The 10,607-nt window shown below is 63.8% G+C and carries 7 protein-coding genes and 1 pseudogene; 3 read left to right on the top strand and 5 right to left on the bottom strand.

Annotated elements, in window-relative coordinates:
• Positions 1-193: pseudogene (locus tag ACOVQ0_RS09880) on the bottom strand (acetylglutamate kinase); the annotation flags it as partial.
• A 60-nt stretch (positions 194-253) separates the two neighbouring features.
• Positions 254-892 carry a queuosine precursor transporter gene (locus ACOVQ0_RS09875; protein ID WP_421883639.1) on the bottom strand — a complete coding sequence of 213 codons (639 nt, stop codon included), beginning with the start codon at positions 890-892 and terminating at the stop codon, positions 254-256.
• Between the two features lie 87 nt (positions 893-979).
• Here ACOVQ0_RS09875 and ACOVQ0_RS09870 point away from each other — a divergent pair, with 87 nt between their 5' ends.
• Positions 980-2,236 carry a NupC/NupG family nucleoside CNT transporter gene (locus ACOVQ0_RS09870; RefSeq protein ID WP_421883636.1) on the top strand — a complete coding sequence of 419 codons (1,257 nt, stop codon included), beginning with the start codon at positions 980-982 and terminating at the stop codon, positions 2,234-2,236.
• Here ACOVQ0_RS09870 and ACOVQ0_RS09865 read toward each other — a convergent pair.
• Together ACOVQ0_RS09865 and mutS are read right to left on the bottom strand one after the other, a co-directional pair.
• A complete protein-coding gene (locus ACOVQ0_RS09865) occupies positions 2,233-2,844 on the bottom strand; it encodes a 5'-methylthioadenosine/S-adenosylhomocysteine nucleosidase (RefSeq protein ID WP_421883634.1) in 612 nt (203 codons plus the stop codon). The genes ACOVQ0_RS09870 and ACOVQ0_RS09865 overlap by 4 nt on opposite strands.
• A gap of 96 nt (positions 2,845-2,940) precedes the next feature.
• Positions 2,941-5,610: a DNA mismatch repair protein MutS gene (gene mutS / locus ACOVQ0_RS09860; RefSeq protein ID WP_421883645.1), complete on the bottom strand. Its 2,670-nt coding sequence runs from the start codon at positions 5,608-5,610 to the stop codon at positions 2,941-2,943.
• Positions 5,611-5,744: 134 nt separating this feature from the next.
• On the opposite strand from mutS, the gene ACOVQ0_RS09855 reads away from it, so the two are divergent.
• Together ACOVQ0_RS09855 and ACOVQ0_RS09850 are read left to right on the top strand one after the other, a co-directional pair.
• Positions 5,745-7,391 carry a hypothetical protein gene (locus ACOVQ0_RS09855; protein WP_421883631.1) on the top strand — a complete coding sequence of 549 codons (1,647 nt, stop codon included), beginning with the start codon at positions 5,745-5,747 and terminating at the stop codon, positions 7,389-7,391.
• A gap of 119 nt (positions 7,392-7,510) precedes the next feature.
• Positions 7,511-9,775, top strand: a complete 2,265-nt coding sequence (locus ACOVQ0_RS09850; RefSeq protein WP_421883629.1) for an NADP-dependent malic enzyme — start codon at positions 7,511-7,513, stop codon at positions 9,773-9,775.
• Between the two features lie 268 nt (positions 9,776-10,043).
• On the opposite strand, the gene ppa is transcribed toward ACOVQ0_RS09850, so the two are convergent.
• On the bottom strand, positions 10,044-10,583 hold the full coding sequence (gene ppa, locus ACOVQ0_RS09845; RefSeq protein ID WP_421883626.1) for an inorganic diphosphatase: 540 nt from the start codon (positions 10,581-10,583) through the stop codon (positions 10,044-10,046).
• Positions 10,584-10,607 lie beyond the last annotated feature (24 nt).

Genomic DNA, 10,607 nt, shown 5'->3' with positions numbered 1-10,607 from the left:
CCACCGGGTTGATGCCCACGGCCTTCAGCAGCACGATATCCTCGGCAAAATCCTGTGCCAGTTCGGGATCGCCCATCGCGTGGCCGCCGTATTTCACCACGAAGGTCTTGCCGGCATAGCGCCGCAGATAGGGCAGCGCTTCGGTGAGCGTTTCCGCCTTGGCGAGCATTGCGGGATCGTGATTCTGCGTCATGCGCGCGCCTTTACGCCTCTGCGCCCGAAATTGAAGCGTTTTCGTGTGGAGTGGCGCGGATCAATCTGCCGAATCGAGCTTGCGACCGATCTTGAGCACCAGCGCGATGATCAGCGGCACCAGCACGGCGGAGAGCACGACCTTGGCCAGCATCTGCCCCGCCATCAGCGCGGCGATGGGGCGCACACCCACGAACGACACGGTGATGAAGATCAGCGTATCGACGATCTGCGAAAGCGCCGCCGCGATGAATCCGCGCACCGCAAGGAACTTGCCCGCCGCGCCGCGCAGCCGGTTGAATATCCACACGTTGAGCGTGACCGAGACGCCATAGGCCATGATTCCTGCCAGCATCATCCGCCAGGACTGGCCAAGGATGATCGGGAAGGCTTCCTTCGCCGGTTCATACATGCCGGGATCGGTCGGTAGCTGAATGACGAACAATGTCAGCAGGATGGCAAAGGCAAGCGGCAGAAAGCCATAGCGCACCAACCTGTCGGCCACGGCTTTTCCGTGCAGTTCGGCAATGCCGCTGGAAATGCCGACAAGCGTGAGGAACGGGAAGATTCCCGCCTCAACCGCCAGCGGCCCAAGCGCCACCTGCTTTGCCCCCAGCACGCCCCCCAGCGTGACCATGCCGCCATAGAACAGCGCAAACAGGAACAGCGAACGGGGGACCGCATTGGCTTTATCGTGCATAACGGGCCGATAGCGCGCTTTTCACGCCCCGCCAATTCGCTATTAGGTTCGTTGGTAACCATTTGCCGCGGAGCACTGCCTTTCCCGATGCGCGTATTGTCCAGCCTGTTGGGGATGGTGCTCATCCTTGCGCTCGCCTTTCTCCTTTCGTCCAACCGCCGCGCGATCCGGTTGCGCGTGGTCGCTGCCGCCTTTGCGTTGCAGGCAGGCTTTGCCGCGCTGGTGCTCTATGTGCCGCTGGGCAACCGCATGTTGCAGGGCGCGGCTTCGGGGGTTGAAGGGCTGCTGGGCTTTGCGCGGGCGGGGGTGCAGTTTCTGTTCGGGCCGCTGGCCGATCCCGCCATCGGCGGCACCAGCTTTGCCATATCGGCGCTGCCGGTGATCGTGTTCTTTGCCGCGCTGATCTCGATCCTGTATTACGTGGGCGTGATGCAACTGGTGATCCGCTGGATCGGGGGCGCGCTGGAGAAGGTGACCGGCATCAGCAAGGTCGAATCGCTTTGCGCCGCCAGCAACATCTTTGTGGGGCAAAGCGAATCGCCGCTGGTGATCCGGCCCTATCTTGCCGCGCTCAACCCCAGCCAGTTGTTCTGCGTGATGACCGTGGGCATGGCGGGCGTGGCGGGCACGATCCTTGCCGCTTATGCCAGCATGGGGATCCGCATCGATTATTTGGTGGCCGCCGCCTTCATGTCGGCCCCCGGTGGCATCCTGATGGCCAAGCTGATCATGCCGGACGAACCGCCGGTTCCGGCGCAAGTGGCGGACGAGGAATTGCCCAATCCGCACGTGAAGCCATCGCTTGCCTCTGACGAGGAAGAGCGCCCCGCCAATATCATCATGGCGGCCAGCCAGGGCGCGCAGACCGGCGTCAAGCTGGCCGTGGCGGTGGGCGCAATGGTGCTGGCTTTCGTGGCGCTGGTGGCGCTGGCGAACGGCGTGCTTGGCTGGATCGGCGGCTGGGTGGGCGTGCCCGACCTTTCGTTCCAGATGGTGCTGGGTTATGTGTTCGCGCCGGTGTTCTACCTGCTCGGCGCTGATGGCTGGGCAGAGGCGATGCAGGCGGGCGGTCTGTTCGGCAGCAAGATCGTGCTCAATGAATTCGTCGCCTTCATCGAACTGGGCAAGGACACCGCGCTTTCGCCGCACACCGTGGGCATCGTGACATTCGCGCTGTGCGGTTTCGCCAACTTCAGCTCGATCGCGATCCAGATGGCGGTGACCGGCGGCCTTGCCCCCAACCAGCGCCCGGTGATCGCCAAGCTGGGCCTGCGGGCGCTGGTCGCAGGCGCGCTCAGCAATCTGATGAGCGCGGCGCTGGCGGGGTTGTTTCTGTCGCTTTAGGCGTAATGCGCCGCCAGCAAGTCCACCGCCTTGGCCAGTTCGCCGTCGAGGTAGCCCAGCAGTTTGTGCCAATCATGCGCGCCCGCCAGTTCGCCCGGACCATCGGAAACGCCGCGCAGGCCGATCAGGGGCACGCCGAACGTGCGGGCGGCGCGGGCCACGGCATATGTTTCCATGTCTACCATGTCGGCGCTCACGCGCTCCCAGTGATCGCCGCTGACCACATCGCCGCCGCTCGATAGCGTGGCCTTTGACAGATCGAGCGGGCATTCCAGCGGGAGGTCTTTCGGTTCATCGAGATAGGGCACGACGCCCGGTTCGATGCCCAATGGCGATGCGTCCATATCGCGCCATGAAACGGCGGCGATCTGGTGGATCGAACCCAGCGTGCAGCGCCGCGATCCGGCAGAGCCGAGGCAGACGATCAGGTCCGGCAGGGTGCCCGCCGCTTCCAGCCGGGCGAGCGCAATGCCGGTATGCAACGCGGCTTCAACCGGGCCGATGCCGGTGATCAGCGGCGCGAAGCGCGCACGCAGGTGGGGGCCGTATTCCGGTTCGGCGGCCATGATGAACAGCGCGCGTTTGCGCCCGAGTTGGGTCAGTTCCATCAAACCAAAACCTCGTCATTCCCGCGCAGGCGGGAATCCAGCGCGCTGCCGTTGGAACTGGATTCCCGCCTGCGCGGGAATGACGAAACATAAGGTTCAACCATTCGCCTGCGCCTTCAGTTCATAAAGCAGATCGAGCGCCTCACGGGGGGAAAGCGCGTCGATATCCAGCCCGTTGAGCCGTTCGCGCAGGGCATCGACCTTTTCTTCGGCAGCTTCGATAGCAGCGGCGAACAGTGGTAGATCGCCAAGGCCAGCGGCAAGGCCACCGGTGGCGGCGCGGCCCTTTTCCAGCTTGTCCAGCACGGACCTGGCGCGCTTGATCACCGGAGCCGGAACGCCCGCAAGCCGCGCCACGGCAAGGCCATAGGACTTGTCAGCCGGGCCTTCCGCCAGTTCGTGCAACAGCACCAGATCGCCTTTCCACTCCCGCGCGCGGACGTGGTGAAGCGAGAGCGCGTCGCACGTTTCGGCCAGCCGGGCGAGTTCGTGATAGTGCGTGGCGAATAGGCAGCGACAGCGGTTGATCGAATGGACGGCTTCGGCCACGGCCCATGCGAGCGCGAGTCCATCGTATGTGGACGTCCCGCGCCCAACCTCGTCCAGAATCACGAAGCTACGCTCTGTAGCTTGAGACAGGATCGCAGCAGTCTCGACCATCTCGACCATGAAAGTCGAACGCCCGCGCGCCAGATTGTCTGCTGCGCCCACACGGCTGAACAGGCGGTCGACCATGCCCACCTTTGCAGCCTGCGCGGGCACGAAACCGCCCGCTTGCGCGAGCAGCACGATCAGCGCGTTCTGGCGCAGAAAGGTCGATTTACCGCCCATGTTTGGTCCGCCGACCAGCCAGAGGCGAGAGGTTCCCGCTCCCGCCCCTCCCGCCCATCCTGAGCTTGTCGAAGGATGAGCGTTGCGCGGGGGTGCTTCGACAGGCTCAGCACGAGCGGGTCTGGGGGTGTTCAGGTAACAATCGTTGGCGACGAAGCGGTCGCCTTTTGCCGCCAGCGCGGCTTCCACCACGGGGTGTCGTCCACCGGTGATTTCAAGGCAAGGTTCGTCCACCACGCGCGGCAAGGCCCATCCGCCTTCCGCCGCGCGTTCGGCCTGTCCTGCCGCAACGTCGATCCGGGCGAGTGCGGCGGCGGTGGCGGCGATGGCTTCCCTGGCGCGAACGGCATGGCCGACCAGATCTTCGAAATGCGCCTCTTCTGCCGCCAGCGAATGCCCGCCGCTTTCCGCAATCCGGCTCGCTTCCTCATGCAGGGCGAGCGCGTTGAAGCGCACGGCGCCTGCCATCGTCTGCCGATGGGTGAAGCCCGAATCCGGGGCCATCAGCCGATCCCCGTGCTTTGCCGGAACCTCGATGAAATAGCCGAGCACGCCGTTGTGGCGGATTTTCAGCGCGGCGATGCCCGTTTCGTCACGGTACTTCGCTTCGAGCGCGGCAATGGCGCGACGGGCATTGCCCGAAACGCGGCGCAGCTCGTCCAGCCCTGCGTCATAGCCTTCGGCAATGAACCCGCCCTGCGACCGTTCAGTGGGCGGGGCGGGCACCAGTGCGCGGGCATAGAGATCGGTCAGCGCACCGTGGCCGGAAAGCGCGGGCAGCAGCGATACCATCGGTTCGGGCAGATCGCTTCGTGCGCGCAGTAGATCGTGCAGGCGGCGCGCTTCGGACAGGCCATCGCGCAACTGACCCAGATCGCGGGGGCTTCCGCGCCCCGCCACCACGCGGCCCAATGCGCGGCCGACATCGGGCAGCGCGCGCAATATGCCGCGAATGTCGCCGCGCAGCAGTGGATCGTCGTGCAGCCAGCTTACCAGCTCCAACCGCCGGTTGATGGCGCGTGCATCGGTCAGCGGGGCGGACAGGTCTTCGGCCAGCAGGCGTGCGCCTGCGCCAGTGACACAGCGGTCGATCGCTTCGACAAGCGAACCGCGCCGTGTGCCGGTGGAACTGACAAGGATTTCAAGGCTGGCGCGTGTCGCCTCGTCCATCGCCATGTGCGTGCCGGCCTCGCGCGCTACGGGGGGCAGCAGCAGGGGCAGTGCGCCCCGGCCCACATGGTCGAGATAGGTGATCAGCCCGCCCGCCGCCGCCAGCATGGCGCGGGTGAACTGGCCGAATCCGTCAAGCGTGGAGACGCCGTGCAGCGCTTTGAGCCGCGTCTCGCCCTCGTCGCTTGAGAAGGACCGATTCGGGCGGGGCACGCAATCGACCGGGGCCTGGTCCCACGAATCGGAAGCCACGACCTCGCTGGCGCCCAATCTTGCCAGAGCCGCGCCCATCTGGTCGGCGCTGCATTCCTCCAGTTCCATCCGGCCTGTCGAAATGTCACAGGCGGCAACTCCGATTACCCCGCGCACTTCGCAGACCGCAGCCAGCACGTTGGCCCGGCGCGGTTCGAGCAGGGCTTCTTCGGTCAGCGTTCCTGCGGTGACGAAACGCACGATATCGCGCGCGACCAATGCCTTGGAACCGCCGCGTTTCTTCGCTTCTTCGGGTGTTTCGACCTGTTCGGCAATGGCCACGCGGCACCCGGCCTTGATCAGGCGGGCAAGGTATCCTTCGGCCGAATGGACCGGCACGCCGCACATCGGAATCGGCGCGCCGCCATGTTCGCCCCGGCTGGTGAGGGCAATGTCCAGCACTTGGGCGGCGATCTTCGCGTCGTCAAAAAACAGCTCGAAGAAATCGCCCATGCGGTAGAACAGCAGGCAGTCGGCGGCTTGCTCTTTAAGCGCAAGATATTGCGCCATCATCGGAGTTGGGGCATTAGGCGTCACGCGGAGGTGGCTAGACCAGCCGCGCGTGTTTCTCAAACCATCGAAGCTGGATATCCGCAACTGCGCGCCCTGATGGCACGGCAAGCGGGTCATGTTGGGGTAAGCAGAGTTTGACGCAAGTCCGCGAAAAGAGCTGGATTGCCGCCGTGAAGGCGCTGTGGGCACAGGCCGGGGCGCTGCCCTGGCTTTCGGGTCCGGGCATCCTGATCGGCATTCTGTTGGTCTGCGCGCCTTTCGCGCTGGTCGAAGTGCCGCCCCTGATCGACGTGCCGGGCCACATGGGCGCCGCCGCGATCGAGGCAGCTGGTCCCGGCAATCCGCTTGAACAGTATTTCACGTGGAAATGGGTGTTCACGCTGAACATCGGCGGTGGCGTGCTGATGAAAGTGCTGGGCGCACAGTTCGGCATCCTTGCGGCCGGATGGTGGAGCACGGTGCTGGCCACGGGTCTGTTCGCAGGCGGTTGTCTGTGGACCATCCGCATGTTGAACCCCAAGGGCGGGCACGCGGCGGCATGGTCGCTCATGTTCGTGTTCAGCTTCCCGCTGCTGACCGGCTTCCTCAACTATATCCTCGCCACCGGCCTTTCGCTCACCGCATTCGGTGCTGCGCTCTGGCTTGAACAGAAGAACCCGCGCGCCCGCGCTGCCATGCTGATCGTGGCGCAACCGGTGGCGATGCTGTGCCATGCCATCGGCGGGCTGCTGCTGGCGCTGCTGGTGGGCGCGCACGCCTTTGGCCGCGCGATGGACGAACTGCCCGCAGGCTGGCGCTTCCGCGATTTCACCAACCGCGAATGGGTGAAGTCTCTGGACTGGAAGGCCATCGGCCTGCGCCTGTGGCAGGCCTGCTGGCCGCTGCTGGCCACAGTCATCACCATCGTGCTGTGGAAGGCGTTCTCGCCGCCGGTAAAGAGCATGAACATCTGGCGCTGGGACCAGAAGGCCTGGTCCTTCGTGCTTACCTTGCGCGATCAGTCGAAGCTGCTGGATTTCGGCACGTCGATCATCGCCGGATTGCTGGTGCTGGTCGGGCCGCTGCTGGGTGCAAAATGGCGCTGGCGGCAGGGCCTGCCCGCGTTGACGGTGTTCCTGCTGTTCCTTGCGATTCCCAGCGATATCAACGGATCGTCTTTCGTCGACATTCGCCTGTTGCCGGTGGCGGCGATGCTCGGCCTTGGCCTTCAGGACTGGAGCGGCGCGCGCCGCCCGGATTGGGCAAAGGCGGTGGCCTATCTGGGCATGGCGCTGCTGGCGGTGCGCCTCACCGTGACGGCGTGGAGTTTCAACGACTATGCCGACGATTACAACAAGCAGCTTTCAGCGCTGACCCATGTTGAACCCGGCAGCCGCGTGCTGGCCTTTGTCGAACATTCCTGCCTTGATGAATCGTGGCGCAACACCCGCCGCGATCACCTTGCCAGCCTTGCCAGCCTCTATCGGCAGGCGTGGGTGAACGACAACTGGGCGGTCCCCGGCCTGCACATGATCGTGCCGCGCTTCCGCCCCGGTCGCAATTTCACGGCTGATCCATCGGAATTCGTATGGTCGCGCCGGTGTGCCGGTGGCTGGCGGCGCACGGTCGATACCGCATTGCGCGCCGCGCCCATCGAGCGGGTGGACTATGTGTGGCTGATTGATACCGGACTGCCGCAGCGTGGCGATCCGCGCCTGCAACTGGTCTGGCAGGAAGGCCGCAGTCTGCTGTTCAAGGTCCGCCGCCTGGGCATTCCCACGTGGAAACCGCAGGATCTTTGATCAGGTCTATTGATCGCGCCGATATGTTTGTGCCGCAAATGCGGCCTATCCGCGCCTTGACGTAGCGGCAAAGAGCATACAGGGCCTGTAATCGAAATCCGACCACTCACGGGGGTATTATGTCCGAGGAAAGCAACGTCCGTTTCACCGAACGCGAGGCGCTTTTCTACCATAACACCATACGGCCCGGTAAGATCGAGATCATCGCCAGCAAACCGATGGCGACGCAGCGCGATCTCAGCCTTGCCTATTCGCCCGGCGTTGCGGTGCCGGTGCGGGCCATCGCAGACGATCCTTCGACCGCTTATGACTATACCGCCAAGGGCAATCTCGTTGCGGTGATTTCCAATGGCACCGCCATCCTTGGCCTGGGCAATCTGGGCGCGCTGGCATCCAAGCCGGTGATGGAAGGCAAGGCCGTGCTGTTCAAGCGCTTTGCCGACGTCGATTCGATCGATATCGAACTCGCCACCGAAGATCCGGACGCCTTTATCGAAGCCGTCGCGCTGATGGAGCCGAGCTTCGGCGGCATCAACCTTGAAGACATCAAGGCGCCCGAATGCTTCATCATCGAACAGACGCTGAAGGATCGGCTCAAGATCCCGATCATGCACGATGACCAGCACGGCACCGCGATCATTTCTGCCGCAGGGCTCCTCAATGCCTGCCACCTGACCGGGCGCAAGCTGGAAGACGTGAAGGTTGTGGTCAACGGCGCGGGCGCGGCGGCTATCGCCTGCACTGCGCTGATCAAGGCGATGGGCGTGCGCCACGACAACGTGATCATGTGCGACCGTTCGGGCGTGATCTATCGCGGTCGCGAACAGAGCATGGACCAGTGGAAGAGCGCGCACGCGGTCGACACGACGGCGCGCAGTCTGGAAGATGCGCTGAATGGTGCGGACATTTTCCTTGGCCTGTCCGCTGCCGGTGCGCTCAAGCCCGATTGGGTGACGAAGATGGCCCCGCAGCCGATCATCTTCGCGATGGCCAACCCGGACCCGGAAATCACCCCACCTGCGGCAAAGGCCGTGCGCCCCGATTGCATCGTCGCCACCGGGCGTTCGGACTATCCGAACCAGGTCAACAACGTGCTGGGCTTCCCCTTCATTTTCCGTGGCGCGCTCGATGTGCAGGCGACTGCTATCAACGAAGAGATGAAGATCGCCGCCGCCGAAGCCATCGCCAAGCTGGCGCGCGAGCCGGTGCCCGAAGAAGTGGCCGCGGCATACGGCATCAACCACACCTTCGGCCTTGATTACATCATCCCCGCGCCGTTCGATCCGCGCCTGATGGAAGTCGTTTCGTCCGCCGTGGCGCAGGCCGCGATGGATTCGGGCGTGGCGCAGAAGCCGATCGAGGACATGGATGCCTATCGCACCAGCCTGAAGGCGCGCCTGAATCCGACCACCTCGGTCCTGACCAACGTTTTCGCCAAGGCCAAGGAAGACCCCAAGCGCGTCGTCTTTGCCGAGGCGGAGAACGAAGTGGTGCTGCGCGCTGCGATCCAGTTCAAGGATTTTGGTTACGGCACCCCGGTGCTGGTTGGCCGCACCCAGCCGGTGCTCGATCTGCTGACCGAACTGGGCGTCAGCGATCCTTCGTCTTACGAGATTCACAATTCCGCCGTCTCGCCGCTGGTGCCCGAGATGGTCGAGTATCTCTACCAGCAGCTCCAGCGTCGGGGTTATCTGGAACGCGACGTGAAGCGCATGGTCAATCAGGACCGCAACGTCTTCGCCTCGCTGCTCGTCGCGCTGGGTCACGGCGATGCGCTGATCACCGGCATGACGCGCACTTTCGCGCAGTCGATGAAGGAAGTGCGCCGGGTGCTGCACCCCAAGCCGGGCCATCTGCCGTTCGGCATCCACCTGATGGTCGCCAAGAACTATACCGTGTTCCTGGCCGATACGACCGTGAACGAGCGGCCTTCGGCTGAAGACCTTGCTCACATCGCCAAGGAAACCGCCGCCGTTGCCCGCCGCATGGGCCACGAACCGCGCGTTGCGTTCCTGTCCTATGCCACGTTCGGCAATCCCTATGGCCGCTGGCTTGATTCGATCCGTGGCGCGGTGGCGATCCTCGATGCCGAAGATCCCGGCTTCGAATACGAAGGCGAAATGGCGCCTGACGCGGCGCTGAACCCCAAGGTCATGGCCAACTATCCGTTCAGCCGCCTGTCCGGTCCGGCCAACGTGCTGATCATGCCCGGCCTGCAATCGGCCAATATCTCGGCCAAGCTGCTGCGCGAACTGGCGGGCAATGCCGTGATCGGCCCGATGCTGCTCGGCATGGAAAAGCCGGTGCAGATTGCACCGATGACATCGCTTGCGCCCGATATCCTGACGCTGGCCGTGCTGGCGGCTGCGGGCGTGGTGGGCTGAACGCCCGTACAAACACTTTGACGATTGTATCGTATACAAACACATATCGTCATTGCGAGAAGGCGAAGCCGACGAAGCAATCCAGAGTTGGCTTAAACCGCTCTGGATTGCTTCTCCTCGCTATGCGAGGCTCGCAATGACGATTGCAAAAAGTGCGTGTTTGCAAGCTACATAATCGCCAACACTTTGTGCCCCCGCCTGCGCGGGGGCACAAAAAAGGCGCTGGTTCGGCAGAACCAGCGCCTTTTTTCAGATCAGGCGAAACGCCTCAGCCAGCCTTGGCAGCCTTTGCGCGCTCGATCGCTTCGAGCGTGATCTGGCGGGCGTCTTCTGCGCCGCCCCAGGTGCCCACGCGCACCCACTTGTCCTTTTCCAGATCCTTGTAGTGGGTAAAGAAGTGTTCGATCTGCTGCATCACGATTTCGGGCAGATCTTCACGTTCCTTCACGTCCGAATAGTACGGGAAGGTCGAATCGACCGGCACGCAGACCAGCTTTTCGTCGCCGCCATGTTCGTCTTCAAGGTTCAGCACGGCAATCGGACGGGCGCGGACAACCGAACCTGCCAGAAACGGCGAACGAGCGATGACCAGCGCGTCCAGCGGATCGCCATCGGGCGAAAGCGTGTGCGGCACGAAGCCGTAGTTCGCCGGGTAGCGCATCGGCGTGTGCAGGATACGGTCGACGAAGAGCGCGCCCGATGCCTTGTCGAATTCATACTTCACGGGTTCACCGCCAACGGGAACCTCGATGATCACGTTCAGGCTTTCCGGCGGATTGTCACCGGTGGGAATCATGTCGATGCGCATCTTGGCCCCTGTTCATTGGGTGGA

The sequence above is a fragment of the Novosphingobium sp. genome, assembly GCF_049240505.1.
In the GTDB taxonomy this organism is placed as follows: domain Bacteria; phylum Pseudomonadota; class Alphaproteobacteria; order Sphingomonadales; family Sphingomonadaceae; genus Novosphingobium.
The sequence above is the reverse complement of the archived record's forward strand: the minus strand, read 5'-3'. Positions and strand labels throughout refer to the sequence as shown.

Bases quoted from the DNA above. Each gene is read 5' to 3' on its own strand.
- ppa (WP_421883626.1), bottom strand. From the start codon at position 10,583: ATGCGCATCGACATGATTCCCACCGGTGACAATCCGCCGGAAAGCCTG.
- ACOVQ0_RS09875 (WP_421883639.1), bottom strand. From the start codon at position 892: ATGCACGATAAAGCCAATGCGGTCCCCCGTTCGCTGTTCCTGTTTGCG.
- ACOVQ0_RS09865 (WP_421883634.1), bottom strand. From the start codon at position 2,844: ATGGAACTGACCCAACTCGGGCGCAAACGCGCGCTGTTCATCATGGCC.
- ACOVQ0_RS09870 (WP_421883636.1), top strand. From the start codon at position 980: ATGCGCGTATTGTCCAGCCTGTTGGGGATGGTGCTCATCCTTGCGCTC.
- ACOVQ0_RS09850 (WP_421883629.1), top strand. From the start codon at position 7,511: ATGTCCGAGGAAAGCAACGTCCGTTTCACCGAACGCGAGGCGCTTTTC.
- mutS (WP_421883645.1), bottom strand. From the start codon at position 5,610: ATGATGGCGCAATATCTTGCGCTTAAAGAGCAAGCCGCCGACTGCCTG.